The following is a 19,076-nucleotide window of genomic DNA, read 5'->3' as shown; positions in this document are numbered from 1 at the left end:
ATAAAATAATAACATGCAATATCTTCGATATATATTGAACTTAGTAATTTGTTTACTAGCAAATTCTTGTGCTTTATTCAAAAATAGTCCGCAAAAAAATTATACTGATTCTAACATATTTCTTACACATAAATCGATCTCTGGCCCTTCTATTGTAACTAATATGACACATACTCAATATCATATACCTATAAATAAAATCGAAAAAATATTACAACAAACAGAAGAACCCCATTCATTAAAAATGATGGCAATCGAATTAAAAATCAATCCTCAAAAATTAGAAGAAATAAAAAATTATCTACTAGCCTATAAAAATCATCTAAACAACTCACAAGAATGGAAATTATTTCTTGAAAAAAGTAATATAAATGGATATTTAAATATCAAAATTGACACAAGCTTCATAAAAAAATCCAGCGAAACTTACTCAAATTCAGCTAGTAAAAGATTAACAGAAATAACTGAAACACAAATGTATCTAGAAAAAGAAATTTTAGTGTTGCTAGAACAAATATTTCACGAAAAAAATATAGGATACATACCTTTTAAAGACATTAATTCTTTTTTTCCTAAAGAGGACACAATAAATTATTCTATAACTAAAGATATAATAAATGGAAAAGAGTACATAACTCCGCACATAATAGCAAATCAATTATTAAAATTTAAAGATAAACAATACTTTATTCGCTTTATGTTTTTTCTCAAAATTGAAAATAACAAAATAAAAGAAATACTTCAAAAACAAAAAATTGCTGATGAAAACAATAATTCTTACAATTCAACACAATCAAAGAAAAATTTAAATTTCAAAAACAATCATAACTTAATCCCTAATATAATAGACCCAGATACAAACTCAGAAATAACACCACAGAAACTAAGATCACTTTTATCAAATGGAGATATATTACTAATAAAACCAAAAATCGACTGGACTGAATTTTTTTATTTTTGGCAACACGTAGGAGTATTCGATTCCAATAAGTATGATAATACAAAAAAATTTACATTTAAAGGAGAAGATAGCTTTGATATAAAATCTGTAATTACAAGCAATCAAATTAAATTTGAAACAGCATCTGTCCAAGGATCTGGATATGAAAAACTCTCGACTTATGTACAAGCAAGAATATTAAAAATATTATCACCTATAACAGATACAAAAACTATCCAAAAGGCAATAAATTTTGGAAGAAATAGATATGTTGACAATAATTTTGGATATATGGTTCCACTACTTTCTTCTAATATGTGGGCTGACTCATTTAACCTTGAAGATATTCATCATAAAACTTATTGTTCATTGGTAGTTGATAGAATATACAGAGTAGCTGGACTTAATGTATCAAGGAACTATGAAATATCCGGCATAGTAACACCTGGAGAAATAAATGCAGCTGCCTATGATTTTTACATGTCATATACAATAACAGGCATATTCCCAAGTGTATTACCAAAAAGAATCATTAAACCAACTCTTAAAGAAAAGTTTATAGGATATAATAAAGAAATAGTAGACAAAATAGAAATAAAGCGCTCAAATGAAAAAATTTTTGGCAAACCTTGTAACATAACTAATGTTTGGTGCTTAGGAGGTTAATTTAAATTCAATATGAAAAAATATTATGCATGCATCTTGACTGATAAAAATGAAAAAACTATTCTTACATCTTGGGAAGAATGTAAAAATAAAATTATAGGGAAAAAAAACAAAATAAAAAGTTTTAAGACAAAAGAAGAAGCAGAAAACTGGCTAACAAAAGGCTCTAATAGAAATACTACTTATCCAGTAGGAATATACTTTGATTCAGGAACTGGAAGAGGAAAAGGCGTAGAAATAAGAGTTGTCAATGAAAAAGGTATATCAATATTGAATAAAATAATAGACCAAAGTTTAATTAACAAACATAACAATTATTATGTAAAAGATTTTGAAGGAATTAGCAATAATTATGGAGAACTTCTTGGTCTATATATTGCACTAAAAATAGCATTAAAGGAAAATGTAAAAAATATATACGGAGACAGCAAACTAGTAATCGATTATTGGTCCAAAGGATTTTACAATAAAAAATTAAAAGAAACTACTATTAAGCTAATCAAAAATATTATCAAACTAAGAAATGATTTTGAAAACAAAGGTGGAGAAATACTATTTATTTCTGGAGATAATAATATTGCAGATCTTGGCTTTCATAAAAGATGAATTAATACTTTATAAGTGAATCTATATATAAAATCTATTACTAAAATAATATGTACACTATTATCTATAACTTCATGCACTACAATAGATTTTAAAAAAGAATATGAAACAAAGTTTGATATTCTAGAATCCCATGCAAAATATATTAGTATAAATGCTATTAAAGCAGAAAATGAATACATCTATATCAACCTTACAAATAGAAGCCAAGAAATAGTAAAAATAAACTGGCAACACACAAGCTTAAATTCCAAAAATATTGTTACAATAAAAGACGATATTAAATTAATAAATAACATAGAACAATATAACAATAAATATAAAGAATTTTTTATTGGACCTGAAACTTCTCAAGAATTTACATTGTTTTTATTAGGGATATCTAATAAAAACAATCAAATTTCATCCAATAAATCAGAAGCACATAGCTATTCATTTAAGCAAATTACATATCCAGCTATTCTAAAACTTAACATAGTTAAAGCCAATATTGATACAAACAAAACTATCAATATACTAATATCAAAAATTCCAAAATCTAATTCTTAATATGTTCATGATCATTTATTAAAATAAGTATATTCAGCTTAAACCTTAATAAGAATATTATTTTCTAGTTTCACGATTAATTAAAAGTTCATAATCCGTGCTTGAATTACTTTCAAATGATGTCTTAATAGGCTCGAAGAAATTCCAGGAAACATAAATTGAAAAATTATTCCTCCAAATAGAAGAATACCTATTGCTACTAGAATCCTTTAAGATATCAGGATTTAAATCATACTCACCTACAAACTTCCAATCATAAAAATTAAATTTAAAGCCTGTACTAATTTTTTTAATCTTGAATAATGAAGCTTTTCTATCTTGTAAATTAAAGAAATTAAATGACTTAAATAAATCTGAAAAAATATTGACTGTTGCAAGTCCAGCCTGATTCATATATTTTCCAAAATATCTAAAAGTCTTTGTATTAATAGAACGAGTAGAAAAATACAATTCAAAAAATTCAGTATATTTAAATTTAAAGCTAAATTCTGCCCAAAGTTCATTATCATCAATAAATTTTTGCAAATTAATTTTCCAACCAACGTTTATTCCAAGTCCAACTGAAAATTTTTCATCAAAAAATTTAAAAGTATATAAATCTCTCTTATACTGAGAGCTTAAAACATAAGGAACAAGTTTAGTAGTAGTTCCTACCCTTAAAAAATCACCTATAAATTTATCATATTTATACTCAAACTCATCCTTCATTCCAAATGTAAGCTGAAAATCATAAGCATTTAACTTAAAGGAAAGCTCAGACATCCTATTAATCAAAGGATCATAGGCAACTAACAAAGCAACCTTAAAATAATCTAAATATTTAGGCTCTATCTTATAATATAAAGCAGGGCCCATTTCCAAACCTTTATAAGGAGAGCCTGGTCTTAAAGGCTCTGTACCAACAGTTCTATTTATGAGTTTAGTTTTATACTCTTCCTTAAATTTTTTATCATATTTTACTCCAATACCTAACTCTTGTAATAAATAAGGAAATTCTAAAGAAAACTTAAGCTCAGAAGAAGCATGCATATTTTCAAAGGTATTCTTAATCAAACTTGAAAGGTTAGTACTAAAATATCCGTAATCATAAATCAAATTAATATTTAATTCTTGATAAAGAGTTTCAGGACTATTCCAAAAGACGCTCCCACTCTTTCCATCTAGAACCTTAACTTCTCTATCATACTTTTTGTCAAATGAATAAAGAGTAATTTTATTCTCAATTTTAATACTACTTCTAGAAAAAGCAGGATATCTAATAAAAGGTAATAAGTCTAAATTTATTTTATTAATAATTGAATGCTCTCCTTTCTTATCTTTTTCTACTAAATTATAATCTTTATCTAAAGGATTATACTCATCTGTATTTAAGTATATAACTTCTTCAAAAGTAATAAGTCGATTATAAAAATCAGCATGAAACTTTAAATCTATTTTACTTTTAATATCAAATAAATAGCTTTTTACAGCATATTTAAAATCTTGAGGAGATTCGACTTTAGAATCATCAAAAAATATGTTATTTTTAAAGTAAGGATTAATTCCAATTCTAATATAAAAAGAATCTGTATGATTAATATCATTTGATGTAATCATTTCAGGCGACAAATATAAATCTTTACTTAAATCATTTCTTCCTTTAAGTTTTTTATCAACATCTTTACTTTTTTTATTTTGGATATCATTTCCTTCTTCTCCAATATCTTTAACTTTTGGGGTCATAATTATCTCTTCATTCTTATTATCTGAAAAAGAAGCCCAACTATTATTGTAAAGATCTTTTTGAAAATTGATATCAACATAAGGAATATAAACTCTCTCTAAATAAAACCATTTTCTAGTTGGATCTTCAATATCTTTTGGCTTTATCAAAGGATTTGTACCATAAATATTACTAGAATCTGCCAATTTAAAACTAAAACCTATATTATTTAATTTATAATCAAAAAGAGTATTATTATCAAAAGTTCGATTATAAAAAGAAGACAAATTCCAATCAAAAGTCTTTATCATATCTTGCTTTTCCAAAGCTTTTTTACGAGATCCAAGAAAGAAAAGAAGAGTCGAATTCTCTAATCTATTTTTAAAGTCAATCATTACATAAGGATCTGAATAGTGCTCAAAAACCATTGAAAAAAGTGCATCACTTATTAAAAATTCTGACTTAGTCCTAAATAAATATCTAAAAGGTACCTCAAATCCAAATATGTCACCCTTATTTAAATTATCAAAATTAAAAATAGAATAATCGATGTTTTCATCTTTAAACGGTCGATAGTTACCTGTGATACTATTTTTATATAGATTTCTTGTAAACCCTAAACCAAAATTACCTTCAAAAGTCTTAAAAATATCTAAAGTAGCACTTACATCAAAATCAAGCCCCAAATAAAACCCCAAACTAGAATAAATATCAAAAATCAATTTGACATAGTCCTTATTTACCTTAGAAATAGCATCTTTAGAAAAAAAATAAGTTAAATAACCATTTCTAATATAAGAATTTTTATTTGAATTATATATTGAATTAAAATCAAAATCTAGGAAAGAAGCATCCTCATTATTAAAAGTCTTTTTTCCAAATAAATAGACAGTATTAAAAAGAGTAAATCCCTTTCTTAAAGAATATTCTAAAGACGGATTAAAAAATAAACTATCACCTGGTTTAAAAAAAAATGGTATATATAATATAGGGACTTCCCCCATGTAAAATACAGCGTTTATAACTCCAAAATCTCCAGAAGGCAAAACCCATATTTTGGAAGCCCTAATAGAATAGTAAGGATCTGGAACTTTACTAGTTGTAATAAAAGCCTTCTCTAATATATTAGTATCATTATCCAGCTTCTTTAAAATTTTTCCTCCAAATGAAACAACATGATTAATTAAATTTTTATGTATTTTCTTTTGAATAATTCCATTCTTTAAAAGAAAATTTTGAGAATCAAAATCAACAAATAACTCATTACCATAAAAATATAACTTTTCATCAGAGTTTAAATCAAGCTCATAATCAACATTTCCACTAGCAAAAAGCTTTTTAGTTTTTCTATTAAAAATGATTTTATCACCCTTAATATTATGTTTCTTACTATCTTTTACATCTTCAATGACAAGACTAACATTTCCTTTAAATATAATATTTTCATCTTTAGTAAGCTCATAGGTAAAATTTTCAAGACTATCTGTACTTTTAATTATTATTTTATATCTACCACCATCTTTACCTATATCTTTTGAAAAAAAATCAGGAGATAATCCAAATTTTTTCAATAGTAACTCTCGTATCTTAGAAACATCTTTTTCTTCAATACCTTCTTTTAAAGCCCATTTTTTTAAATCTTCATCACTAGAAAGTTCAAGCTCCTTTAAATTAGCTTTTTGAATTAAATTTAACTTTTCTTTACTATAATGTTTTTTATTATCATTAACTACTTGAGCAAAAAGGATAAAAAAATTGGAAATGCTTAATAATACTACAAAAGTTTTTTTAAAAACATTCCTGTATAGGAACTTTTGCATTTTGAAACCTCTTCAGGAGTTCCAGATACAATAATATCTCCCCCAGATAGTCCACCTTCAGGTCCTAAATCTATTATATAATCTGCCTGTTTTATTACATCCAAATTATGCTCTATAAGAACTACAGTATTTCCATTCTTAACAAGAAGCTGCAATACTTCCAACAATTTTTTTATATCATCAAAATGTAAACCCGTTGTTGGTTCATCAATAATATAAAAAGTTTTTCCTGTACTTCGCTTTGCAAGCTCAAAGGCCAATTTAACACGCTGAGCTTCACCTCCCGAAAGAGTTGTTGATGTTTGGCCTAATTTAATATATCCAAGGCCAACTTCATCTAAAACTTTTAAATAATGATTTAATTTTGGAATATTTTCAAAAAAATCTTTAGCCTCAATTACGCTCATCTCTAAAACATCATAAATATTTTTACCCTTATATCTTATCTCTAAAGTTTCTTCATTAAATTTTCTACCTTTACATAAATCACAAGGAATAAAAACATCTGGCAAAAAATGCATCTGAATATTTAAAGAACCTTCTCCTTGACATTTTTCACATCTACCTCCCTTAACATTAAAAGAAAACCTCCCAGCCTTAAATCCTCTTGCTTTAGACTCTGGTAATTTTGAAAAGAGTTCTCTTATTTCTGTAAAAAGTCCAACATAAGTTGAAGGATTTGATCTTGGAGTTTTACCTATTGGTTTTTGATTTATCTGAATAATCTTATCAACCTGCTCATACCCAATAATATCTTTAAATCCATTACAATAATTTATATTTCCCTTTAGCCTACTATCAAGAGCCGGATATAATACTTCATTTAAAAGAGTACTTTTCCCGCTACCAGAAACTCCTGTTATCACAGTAAATATCCCTAAAGGAATTCTAACATCAATATCTTTTAAATTGTTTTTATTAGCTCCTAAAAGTACAATTTTCCCTCTTTCTGATTTACGTCTCATTTTTGGAACATCTATTTTAAGTAGACCACTCAAATACTTTCCAGTAAGACTATTCTCATTATTTAAAATATCAGACAAAATTCCCTTAGCCACTATTTCCCCACCATAAATCCCAGACCCAGGTCCAATATCAACAATATAATCAGCAGTACGTAAAGTTTGTTCATCATGTTCTACAACAATGATTGTATTCCCAAGTTTCTTTAAATTGACAAGAGTATTTATCAATTTTTCATTATCTCTTTGATGCAATCCAATACTAGGCTCATCAAGTACATAAAGAACCCCAACAAGTGCTGATCCTATTTGAGTAGCAAGCCTAATGCGTTGAGCCTCACCTCCTGACAGAGTTCCCGATATTCTATCTAAATATAAATAAGAAAGCCCAACATCTATCAAAAACTTAAGCCTATTCTTAATTTCTTTTAAAATTTCCTTAGAAATTTTTATATCAACTTCATCAAGATTAATATTCTCAAAAAATGAATAAGAATCTATAACAGAAAGATTACTAAGCTCCTGTATATTTTTCCCACATAATTTAACAGATAAAGCAGAAATATTCAATCTCTTGCCCTTACAAGAATTACATATCTTGCGGGACATCAAACCTTCATAAAATAACCTAGCACTTTCAGACTCTGTTGTAAGATAACGCCTTTTTAAAAGAGGAAGAAGACCTTCAAATTCCTTAGAATAATGAAACCCGCCGTCTATATCCTTATTCTCAATTTCCTTAGATCGATAAACAAAGTTTATTTTTTCATTTGTTCCATACAAAATCTTTCTAAGAACATTTTCTGGAATATCTTTTACAGGAGTATCTAGATTAAAACCATAATGATTAGCAAGTCCCCTAAAAATTGCTACAGCCCAAGAAGAACTAGTTTTAAAAGTAATGAATGCATCTTCAATAAAAGAAAGCTCTAAATTAGGACAAATTTTTTCAAAATCAAATTCAAGTGTAATACCAAGTCCAGAACACTCACTACAAGCACCAAATAAACTATTAAAAGAAAAAAGCCTTGGCTCTATTGCAGGCAGAGAAAATCCACATAAAGGACAACTATTATGCTCCGTGAAAATTTTATCTATCTTTTCTAAATTATTTTCAATTTCTACCCGTAAATATCCATTAGAAACAGACAAAGCAGTTTCAACCGAATCTGAAAGCCTAATTCTTGTATTTCTACTTAACTTTATTCTATCTACAATAATCTCAATATTGTGTTTTTTATTCTTATCTAAGTTTAAATTAATAGCATCTTCTACTAAATAATCTTTAGAATCTACTCTTACCCTATTAAATCCTTGATTTAATATTCTATTAAGCTCTTTCTTGTGCGAGCCCTTAGCCCCCATAACAACAGGCGCAAATAAAACAACCTTAGATCCTTCAGCATAACTTAAAATAGTATTAATTATTTTATCTAAAGACTGTTCTTCTATAAGACTTCCATCATTTGGACAATATGGCTTCCCAATTTTTGCAAACAATAATCTATAATAATCATAGATCTCAGTAATTGTTCCAACAGTTGACCTCGGATTATTGCTTATTGTTTTCTGTTCAATTGAGATAGCAGGAGATAAACCACCTATATAGTCAACATTAGGTTTCTTCATTACTCCTAAAAACTGCCTTGCATAAGCTGATACAGACTCCATATACCTTCTCTGCCCTTCTGCAAAAATTGTATCAAAAGCTAAAGATGATTTACCAGAGCCACTTTTTCCAGATATCACTACTAAGCTATTTCTTGGAATATCAATATCAATATTTTTTAAATTATGCTCTCTAGCGCCTCTGATAGTAATTTTTTCATTCAAAAACTCATACTCCTTACGCATAAAATTTTAATTTTTAGTTAATTCTCTTATTTTATCTCTTAAAAAGATAGCATCTTCAAACCTTTCGTCATTAACTGCTTCATCCAGCTTAAACTTAAGTTTATTGATAAGATTTTTCTTAGATAAATTTTTATCTGAAATAATTTTTTTAATATCATCATTAACAGTTTCGCTTTTTAATTCTTTTTCTAAAATATTTTGAACTCTTTTAATAACAGTCCTTGGAGTAATATTATTTTTCCTATTGTATTCAATTTGAATACTCCGCCTTCTATTAGTTTCATCAATAGCATCTTGCATTGAAAAACTTACTTGATCATAATACATTATAACACAACCATTTGAGTTTCTAGCAGCTCTACCAATTACTTGTATTAGAGAAGTAGAAGACCTTAGAAAGCCTACTTTATCCGCATCCAGTATTATAACAAGAGATACTTCAGGAATATCTAATCCCTCTCTTAACAAATTAATTCCCACAATAACATCAATCTCTGATTTCCTAAGTGATGTAATAATATCAACTCTCTCAATAGCATTAAGCTCTGCATGTAAATAACTAGACTTAATATCAAGACTTAATAAATAATCCGTTAAATCTTCTGCCATTTTTTTAGTTAAAGTTGTAACTAAAACTTTCTCATTCAAAGCAATTCTTTTTTGTATTTCATTATAAATATCTTCCATTTGCCCATCTGAATTCTTAAGAATAATCTCTGGATCAACAAGACCTGTCGGACGAATTATTTGCTCAACAATAATGCTACTTTTTTCACACTCTTCAAGCCCAGGAGTAGCTGAAATAAAAACAGCTTGATTAATAATAGATTCAAATTCATGATATTTAAGAGGTCTATTCTCAAGCGCTGACGGAAGTCTAAATCCAAAATTCACAAGATTCAATTTCCTTGCATAATCTCCATTATACATCCCTCTAATCTGTGGCAAAGTCACATGTGATTCATCAACAAAAAGCAAGTAATCCCTAGGAAAAAAATCAAAAAGACAATAAGGCCTCCCTTTTTCATTTTCGCTAAAATATTTAGTATAATTTTCTATACCTTGACATGTCCCAGTTTCTCTTAACATTTCAATATCATATTCCACCCTTTGCTTAAGTCTTTCAGCCTCAATAAACTTTCCATTTTCTTTAAAATAATGATATTGAATCTTTAAATCAAGATATATTTTAGGAAGAGCATCTAATATAGTATTATAAGGAATAACAAAATAAGACTTAGCAAAAAGAGTAAATTCATCCACACTTCCTAAAATCTTTTTTGTAAATGGGCTAATCCTTTTAATACTAACAATTTCATCAAAATCCAAATAAATCCTATAAGCAAAATTATCATGCTCATTACTAGGCCATACATCAATAATATCTCCTTTAATAGAAAATTTATCATGCTCAAGATTCATAAGAGTTCTTGAATACTGCAATTTCACAAAAATATCCGCCATATCCTTAATAGAAATCTTTTGTCCTACAAAAAAAGCATGCGCTGAGCTTTTAAAAAATTCTGGAGAACCTAAGGCATAGATTGAAGATACTGTAGCAACAACAATAACATCTCTCCTTCTAGAAAGAGAAGTTACTGCCCTTATCCTCTTTATATCAAGCTCTTCATTAATAGTGGCTTCCTTTTCTATATACAAATCTTTTGAAGCAATATAAGACTCAGGCTGATAATAATCATAATAAGAAACAAAATATTCAACTGCATTATCTGGAAAAAAATCCTTAAATTCCCTATAAAGCTGTGCTGCCAAAGTTTTATTATGGCTAATTATCAAAGAAGGTCTGTTTAAATCTCTAATAACATTAGCAACTGTAAAAGTCTTGCCACTTCCTGTTACACCCTTTAAGGTCTGATACTTATTATTAAATATAATTGATTCTTTAATCTGCCTAATTGCTTTTGGTTGGTCACCGGCAGGAACATAATCAGACTTCAAACAAAATTTCATAAAAACCGACCTTAAACAAAATTACAATCAACATTTGATTACTTATTTTATGTTTAAAATATAAAATAATATATATCTATATACAAAATCTTTAATATAAAATAAAGGAAAATAACATGAAAAACAATGAACTCTTTAAAAGAATAAAAAAATATATCCTTATTGAAAAAAATAAATACTTTAAAGATGAAGCAATAAAACTACTCAACGAAAACAATAAAAACGAATTGCTTAACAGATTTTACAAAGATATAGAATTTGGCACGGCTGGTATGAGGGGCATTATTGGAGCCGGTACTTATTATATGAATACCTACAACGTAATAAAAGCAAGCCAAGGAATTGCTAACTATATTCTTAAAATAACTAAAAACCCAAAAGTTGTGATAAGCTATGATTCAAGATATTTCTCAAAAGAATTTGCTTATGATGCTGCTGAAATTTTTTCATTAAATGGTTTTAAAGTTTATATATATAAACAATTAAGACCAACACCTCAATTGTCTTATACAGTGATAAAATTAGATTGCGATATTGGAATAATGATAACAGCAAGTCATAATCCAAAAGAATACAATGGATACAAAGTTTATTGGAAAGGAGGATGTCAGATAATACCTCCTCATGAATCCCTTATAATATATGAAATTCAAAAAATGTCTCATATTGAAAGCATTATTATAAAAGAAGAAAAAATAAATAATAAATCAATAGTAGAACTCAATAATGAAATTGATATTCCATTCATAGAAAAAATAAATGAAAAATTTCCTAACTTTAATGAAAAAAGCAAACAAATAAAATTAAGAGTAGCGTATACTCCTTTACATGGAGCAGGAGGAATAATAATAAAAGAATTATTCAAAAACAGTAAAGTAGAATTATTAATTGAACCAACACAAATAAATCCTGATCCGGAATTTCCCACAGTAAAATACCCTAATCCTGAATACAATATTGCTATGTCTAAAGTAATAGAATTTGCCAAAACAGAAAAATGCGACATTGCGATTGCAACTGATCCAGATGCGGATAGGATAGGCCTTGCCTTTAATAACGGCACAGAATGGAAAATTTTAAATGGAAATCAAATAGCATGCATTTTATCGAACTATTTATTATCTAAAGAGAGTAATCCAAAAAATACATTTATAGTAGCTTCCTTTGTCACAACTCCTATGTTGGATAAAATAGTTTATAAATATAATTCAACATTATTTAGAACATATACAGGATTTAAATGGATAGGAAACTTAATAGATGAAATGAAAATCAAAGAACCGAATAAAAAATTTATTTTTGGTTGTGAAGAAAGTCATGGATACTTAATTGGAGATGTAACTAGAGACAAAGATGCATTTTCAGCTATCAAAGGTTGTTGCGAATTAATGCTTACTCTTAAAGAAAATAAAATGACAATGGAACAATATCTTCAAGAAATGTACAAAGAATTTGGATATTATGAAGAATTTTCAATTACTAAAAACTTCAAAGGTTTTCAAGGAGAACCTTTAAGAGAAAAACTAATGTCAAAGTTAAGAAATGAAAAACAAAAAGAATTTGCAGGAATTAAGGTGATTAAAAAATTAGACTATCAAAAATTGAAAGAAATAGATATTAATGGAAATGTCAACGAAATATTAGATTACAAATATCCTACTAATGCAATAAAATTATTATTAGATAATGAAACCACAATAACTGTTAGGCCTTCTGGAACAGAACCAAAAATTAAATTTTATGTATCTATACATTCAAGATACGAACAAAAAAATAATATTTTTGATATAATTAATAATATAAATATGGAGATAGAAAAATATTAATATAGCAGAAAATCTAGTAAATTTGGTTGAAGTATCCGCAAAAGAAGTTGCTAGAAAAAACAAAAATAGAGAAGTTTCAATCTGGCATCTGTTGATGTCTATCCTCATTCGTCCTAAAAAATCTGAGATAAAAAGTATAGACACAAAAACCTTAAAAAACATTAAACAAGATACATTATATGAAATAGAAAAATTAGAAAAAGTTTTAGTAACTCCTAATGAAATTATAATTCCAAAAATAAACAGAGAAATTTTTATTCTTATTGAAAAAGCAAAAAAAGAATTTAAACCTAAAACTTCAATAGGAATAAAAGAAATTTTTTATTTAATATTAAAAACAAAAAAATTACTAAAAAAATATAAACTTAATAAATTAAGCTTTGGATTTAATGAAGAAAATATAATAACAAACATAGACAAAATAAGATTAATTGAAACATATAAAGAATTTGAAGATGAAATAAGACTTGAAAACGAAAACTTCGAAATTGGGAAATATGTTAAAAATTTAACAGCACTTGCAAAGGAAAATAAACTTGATCCTTTAATTGGGCGTGAAAAAGAAATTCAAGAATTAATAAATATACTTGAAAGACGAAATAAAAATAGCACAATCTTAATAGGAGAACCTGGAATTGGAAAAACAGCAATAGTAGAAGGACTCGCAATAAAAATTGCAAATAAAGAAATAAAAAGTAAATTACAAAATAAAATAATACTAAAAATTGATACTTCTGACTTAGTATCAGGCACAAAATATAGGGGTGAATTCGAAGAAAGATTAAATAATATAATTAAATCAATTAAAAATAATAAAGATACAATAATATTTATTGACGAAATACACACGCTAATGGGAGCTGGAAATTCTGAAGGTGCTCTTGATGCATCAAATATTTTAAAGCCAGCCCTGTCTCGCTCCGAAATACAAATTATAGGAGCAACAACTTATGATGAATATAGAAAGTATATTGCTAAAGACAAAGCATTTATCCGAAGATTTCAAACAATATCAATAAAAGAACCTAATGAAAAAGAAACTCTAAATATTCTAAATAATATAATAAAAAATTTTGAAGATTATCATGGTGTTACTTACAAAAAAGAGGCAATCGAAAATGTAATATATTTATCATCAAAATATCTAATCAATAAAAGATTTCCTGACAAAGCAATTGACCTCATTGATATTGCTGGAGCTAAAAAAAAACAAGAGACAGCATGCAAGGTAATTAATGCCGAAGACATTAAAAGAATAACAGATGCAATGTTAGATATCAAAACAGAATCTAATATTAAAGAAGAAATTGATATACTTAAAAAAGCAGAAATACAAATAAGAGAAAAAATAATTGGACAAAACCATGCTATAAATGAGATCCTTAGAGAAATAGTTAAAACAAAACTTGAAATAAATGATAACAGCAAACTCTTAACAGCAGCATTATTTATAGGCTCAAGCGGAAGTGGAAAGACAATGCTAGCAAATGAAGTATCAAATATAATTATGGAAGATGAAAACTCAATATTAAAACTAGATATGTCAGAATATAGAGAAGAAAATTCTATTTCAAAATTAATAGGAACAAATCCTGGATATATAGGCTACGCTGATGGAGGACTACTAATAAATAGAATAAAATATTATCCCAAATGCTTCATTATATTTGAAAACATTGAAAATGCTCACAATTCAGTTCTTAATATAATTGAACGAATAATTGAATATGGTGAGCTTATTGATAGTCAAGAAAACAAGATATCTTTTAAAAATGCCATTCTTATTCTTACTACATCTATTGGATCTGAAATACTTCTTGGAAAAGGAAATATTGGATTTGGCAAGACAAATAATAACATAAATATTAAAAGTGAAATAAATAACCAACTTAAGAAACGATTTAAATCAACTTTATTGGATAAAATACAAAAAAAAATTATACTTAATATATTGCAAGAAGAAGATGTTAAAATAATCTATAATAATTATTATAAAAATCTTATTTCAAGATATAATTCTAAGAATATTAAAATAAAAATGGATAAAAATATTAAAAATTATATAATTAAAACTTTTTATGACAAAAACTCTGGAGCAAGAAGTATATTAAATGCAATAAAAGAAGAAATAGAAGAAAAAATTATTAATAAAATTTTTAAAAACCCCACTATTAATCTAATAAAAATATACTTAGAAAAAAACAAGATAAAAATAGAATAAAAGGAAGCTTTATGTTTAAGAATGTAGATAGTAAAGTAGATTTTCCTAAAATAGAAGAGAAAATATTAAAATTCTGGAATGATAATAAAATTTTTGAAAAATCTATTCAACAAAGAATAGGTTGTGAAGAATTTATATTTTATGACGGACCTCCTTTCGCAACAGGGCTTCCTCACTTTGGTCATTTTGTTCCAAATACAATTAAAGATATAATCCCAAGATATAAGACAATGAAAGGAAAATATGTTAAGAGAAATTTTGGGTGGGACACTCATGGTTTGCCTGTAGAATATGAGGTAGAGAAATACTTAGGAATTTCTGGAAGCAAAGAAATAGAACAATATGGAGTTGAAAAATTTAATGAAGAATGCAGAAAAATAGTTCTTAAATATACAAAAGAATGGGAAAAGACTATTTCAAGATTAGGTAGATGGGTAGATTTTAAAAAAAATTATAAAACAATGGATACAAACTTCATGGAGTCTGTATGGTGGATATTTAAGAATCTTTATGATAAGGGTTTAATTTACGAAAGTTATTATGTATTGCCATATTCTCCAAAACTTGCAACTCCACTCTCAAATTTTGAGGTAAATCTTGGAGAATACAAGGAAGTTAACGATCCATCACTCACTGTCAAGTTTAAAATAAGAGAAAAGAATGAATATTTACTTGCATGGACAACAACTCCTTGGACATTGCCTACAAATCTTGGAATTGCCGTTGGAAATAATATAGAATATTCCAAAATCTTCGATAAAGAAAGAAATGAAATTTTCATAATTGGAACTAGAAGGCTAAATCACTATTATAAGTTTGAAAAAGAATACACAATAATAGAACAATTTAAAGGTGAGCACATTGCTGGAATAGAATATGAACCTATATTTGACTATTTTATAAAACAAAAAAGAAAAGGCGCTTTCAGAGTTCATACAGCAGAATATGTCACAACTAATGATGGAACAGGTTTAGTACACATTGCTCCCTTTGGAGAAGAAGATTACCATATACTTAAAAGCAAAACAAAAGTTGACATAATAAATCCTATAGATGCCGAATGCAGATTTACAAAAGAAGTAAAAGATTTTGAAGGCCTATTTGTTAAAGATGCAGACAAAAAAATAATAGAACAACTAAAATCTATGAATCTCATTTTTAAAAGAGAAAATTTCTTGCATAGGTATCCATTTTGCTACAGAACAAATACACCTTTAATTTACAGACCTGTAAGTTCATGGTTTGTAAACATTGAAGCAATAAAGGAAAAACTTATAAAATCAAATGAAAAAATTAACTGGATTCCTTCCCATTTAAAAAAAGGAAGATTCGGAAAATGGTTAGAAAATGCAAGAGATTGGGCAATAAGCAGAAATAGATTTTGGGGGAATCCAATACCAGTTTGGGTTTGCTCAAAGTCAGGAAATAAAATATGCATAGGCTCCAAAGAAGAACTTGAAAGCTATTCAAGACAAAAGATAAGTGACCTACATAAAGATAAAATTGACAAAATAACTTGGCCCAGCGAATATGGAGGCACATATATACGCACAAGTGAAGTTTTAGACTGCTGGTTTGAATCTGGATCAATGCCTTATGCAAGTAATCATTATCCATTCGCCAATAAAGATAATTTAAATAATATTTTCCCTGCAGACTTTATTGCAGAAGGTCTAGATCAAACAAGAGGATGGTTCTATACTCTAACAATATTAGGAACTGCGCTTTTTGAAAAACCCGCTTTTAAAAATGTAATAGTCAATGGACTCGTATTATCTAGTGACGGAAAAAAAATGTCTAAATCTCTTAGAAATTATACAGATCCAATGAAAGTAATAAACACATTTGGAGCTGATGCTTTAAGGCTTTACTTAATAATGAGCCCTGTAGTAAAAGCAGATGACTTAAAATACAGTGATAATGGAGTTAAAGACGTTCTCAAGAACATTATCATACCTATCTGGAATGCATATTCATTTTTTATAACTTATGCAATAATTGATAAATTTAAAGTTAATGATAACTTTAATTTATCCAAAAATAACATTCTTGATCAATGGATAATTAGCGAAACTGAAAGTTTAAAGAAAATACTAAACGAAGAAATAGATAAATACAACTTAACAAAAGCAATAGATAAACTTATTGAATTCATTGATAAACTAAACAATTGGTATATAAGAAGATCAAGAAGAAGATTCTGGAAATCTGAGAATGATACTGATAAACAAGATGCTTATGAAACTTTATATTATTCACTAAAAAGTTTGATATTAATGCTTGCTCCATTTATTCCTTTTTTAACAGAAAATATTTATCAAAATTTAAAGACAACAGATGAGAAAGAATCAATTCACCTAAACGAATATCCAAAAGAGATTAAAGAACTTATAAAACAAGATATTGAAGAAAAAATGAATTTCATAAGAAAAGTAGTATCAATTGCAAGAGCGCTTAGAGCCTCTTATGACATTAAAATAAGAAAACCTATTAACACAATCTATGTTGTTACTAAGAACCAAAAAGAGCAAGAAACACTACATGAAATGCAAGAAATAATACTTGAAGAAATAAATGCAAAAGAAATAAAAATAAAATCAAATGAAGAAGAACTTGTTACTTATGCAGCAAAAGCCAATTTTAGAGAGCTTGGAAGCAAGCTTGGTAAAAATATGAAAGCTGTGTCATCAGAAATAATGAAGCTAAAAAATGAGGCTATATTGCAAATAATAAATGGCAATACACATATTATTCAAACACAAGGTAATACATATGAAATTACAATAAAAGACATAATACTAGAAAGAAAAGAAAAAGAAAACCTAAAAGTAATAAATGAAAACTCTATTACGATTGGACTAGATTTATTAATAACAGAAGAGTTGTATTTAGAAGGTTTATCAAGAGAATTTATAAGAAAAATTCAAAACTTAAGAAAAGAAAATAAATTTAATGTCAGTGATCGAATCATACTATATATAGATAACAATAAAACATTAACCAAAATAATAAGCAAATTTGAAAACTATATTAAATCTGAAACACTAATATTAAAAATAGAGGTAAACAAAGAAAAAGCAACAACAAAGATAGAACTTGATAATGATATAGAAATAATGATAGGCATTGAAAAATGCACAAGTTAATTGATAAAATTTTTACATTCATTCTTTTTGTAGGATGCTCAACCTTAACTTACCATTCACCTAAAAATAAAATATCTTCAATCATGTTATTAGATCCCTTTTCAGATATATACGCGTATATAGATATATCAAAAAACAGATTTATCTACGATGATTTAAGCTTTAAACACAAAATTGGAATTAATTCCTTTGGTAATTTATATTTAAGTTATACAAAAAATCCAGAAAGCTTTTCTTCAATAATAACAGGTAATTTTCCCAAAAATATTTTCTGGGGAATACAAAATAATTCAAACTTTGAATCTAAAGGCAACTTGTTAATAAATCCAAAATGGAAAATTAAAAACTCAAATATATATATTACTCCTACTAAAGACAAAAGAGGATTTCTAATAAATCAAAAAGAAACAGTATATAAAAACGAAAATATCTTAACAACACAAATCGATATACTTGAGAAAAACGAAATATTCTTTTGGATTAAAGATATCTCTTTATTAATACCAAATAATATAAATAAAAAAAATTTAATTCCTTTTAATAGAGCAACTCTTTTTGGAAATAGTGAAAATGAAATTGACTATAATTTAAAAGCCTATTTAAAAACTAAAAATCCTGCAATACTATCTATTTTATCAAAAAAATTAATACCAACTCTAATAAAAAGTACAACAAAAATAATAATTTCAAGTCCTATAAACTCTAAGATACAAGATAAAAACACTGTAGAACTTGAATTTAAGATTAAAAAAGAAAGTGTTAAAGAATTCATATCAACTTTATTTTTTAAAAAAAAATAAGAATAAAAAGATT

10 protein-coding genes are annotated in these 19,076 nt (G+C 26.8%); 7 read left to right on the top strand and 3 right to left on the bottom strand.

Going from position 1 to position 19,076, the window contains the following annotated elements:
• Window positions 1–13 precede the first annotated feature (13 nt).
• Genes F0310_RS04185 through F0310_RS04175 form a run of 3 tightly spaced genes read left to right on the top strand, consistent with a single transcriptional unit; the run spans window position 14 to window position 2,761 of the window.
• Window positions 14–1,606, top strand: a complete 1,593-nt coding sequence (locus F0310_RS04185) for a hypothetical protein (protein ID WP_182117673.1) — start codon at window positions 14–16, stop codon at window positions 1,604–1,606.
• Window positions 1,607–1,618: 12 nt separating this feature from the next.
• On the top strand, window positions 1,619–2,212 hold the full coding sequence (locus tag F0310_RS04180; protein ID WP_182117672.1) for a ribonuclease H1 domain-containing protein: 594 nt from the start codon (window positions 1,619–1,621) through the stop codon (window positions 2,210–2,212).
• A gap of 15 nt (window positions 2,213–2,227) precedes the next feature.
• Complete coding sequence (locus tag F0310_RS04175) at window positions 2,228–2,761, top strand: hypothetical protein (RefSeq protein ID WP_182117671.1); 534 nt, start codon at window positions 2,228–2,230, stop codon at window positions 2,759–2,761.
• A 57-nt stretch (window positions 2,762–2,818) separates the two neighbouring features.
• Here F0310_RS04175 and F0310_RS04170 read toward each other — a convergent pair whose 3' ends face one another.
• From F0310_RS04170 to uvrB, 3 genes are read right to left on the bottom strand one after another with little or no spacing between them, the layout of a single operon-like run.
• A complete protein-coding gene (locus F0310_RS04170; protein WP_182117670.1) occupies window positions 2,819–6,283 on the bottom strand; it encodes an LPS-assembly protein LptD in 3,465 nt (1,154 codons plus the stop codon).
• Complete coding sequence (uvrA, locus tag F0310_RS04165; RefSeq protein ID WP_182117669.1) at window positions 6,238–9,099, bottom strand: excinuclease ABC subunit UvrA; 2,862 nt, start codon at window positions 9,097–9,099, stop codon at window positions 6,238–6,240. Before uvrA ends, F0310_RS04170 begins: the two co-directional genes overlap by 46 nt.
• A gap of 6 nt (window positions 9,100–9,105) precedes the next feature.
• Window positions 9,106–11,070, bottom strand: coding sequence for an excinuclease ABC subunit UvrB (gene uvrB / locus F0310_RS04160; protein ID WP_182117668.1), 1,965 nt, complete (start codon window positions 11,068–11,070; stop codon window positions 9,106–9,108).
• A 116-nt stretch (window positions 11,071–11,186) separates the two neighbouring features.
• On the opposite strand from uvrB, the gene F0310_RS04155 reads away from it, so the two are divergent.
• Genes F0310_RS04155 through F0310_RS04140 form a run of 4 tightly spaced genes read left to right on the top strand, consistent with a single transcriptional unit; the run spans window position 11,187 to window position 19,063 of the window.
• Window positions 11,187–12,896 (top strand): phospho-sugar mutase, encoded by a 1,710-nt coding sequence (locus F0310_RS04155; RefSeq protein WP_182117667.1) that lies wholly within the window; start codon window positions 11,187–11,189, stop codon window positions 12,894–12,896.
• Window positions 12,897–12,918: 22 nt separating this feature from the next.
• On the top strand, window positions 12,919–15,117 hold the full coding sequence (locus F0310_RS04150; protein ID WP_182117666.1) for an AAA family ATPase: 2,199 nt from the start codon (window positions 12,919–12,921) through the stop codon (window positions 15,115–15,117).
• Window positions 15,118–15,128: 11 nt separating this feature from the next.
• Window positions 15,129–18,263, top strand: a complete 3,135-nt coding sequence (gene ileS, locus F0310_RS04145) for an isoleucine--tRNA ligase (RefSeq protein WP_182117665.1) — start codon at window positions 15,129–15,131, stop codon at window positions 18,261–18,263.
• Window positions 18,251–19,063, top strand: coding sequence for a hypothetical protein (locus tag F0310_RS04140; RefSeq protein ID WP_182117664.1), 813 nt, complete (start codon window positions 18,251–18,253; stop codon window positions 19,061–19,063). The genes ileS and F0310_RS04140 overlap by 13 nt, the downstream gene beginning before the upstream one ends.
• Window positions 19,064–19,076 lie beyond the last annotated feature (13 nt).

This window comes from Borrelia sp. A-FGy1, assembly GCF_014084025.1.
GTDB lineage: Bacteria > Spirochaetota > Spirochaetia > Borreliales > Borreliaceae > Borrelia.
This window is presented reverse-complemented; position numbering and strand designations above follow the sequence as displayed.

Bases quoted from the DNA above. Each gene is read 5' to 3' on its own strand.
- F0310_RS04185 (WP_182117673.1), top strand. From the start codon at position 14: ATGCAATATCTTCGATATATATTGAACTTAGTAATTTGTTTACTAGCA.
- F0310_RS04180 (WP_182117672.1), top strand. From the start codon at position 1,619: ATGAAAAAATATTATGCATGCATCTTGACTGATAAAAATGAAAAAACT.
- F0310_RS04170 (WP_182117670.1), bottom strand. From the start codon at position 6,283: ATGCAAAAGTTCCTATACAGGAATGTTTTTAAAAAAACTTTTGTAGTA.
- uvrA (WP_182117669.1), bottom strand. From the start codon at position 9,099: ATGCGTAAGGAGTATGAGTTTTTGAATGAAAAAATTACTATCAGAGGC.
- uvrB (WP_182117668.1), bottom strand. From the start codon at position 11,070: ATGAAATTTTGTTTGAAGTCTGATTATGTTCCTGCCGGTGACCAACCA.
- F0310_RS04155 (WP_182117667.1), top strand. From the start codon at position 11,187: ATGAAAAACAATGAACTCTTTAAAAGAATAAAAAAATATATCCTTATT.
- ileS (WP_182117665.1), top strand. From the start codon at position 15,129: ATGTTTAAGAATGTAGATAGTAAAGTAGATTTTCCTAAAATAGAAGAG.
- F0310_RS04140 (WP_182117664.1), top strand. From the start codon at position 18,251: ATGCACAAGTTAATTGATAAAATTTTTACATTCATTCTTTTTGTAGGA.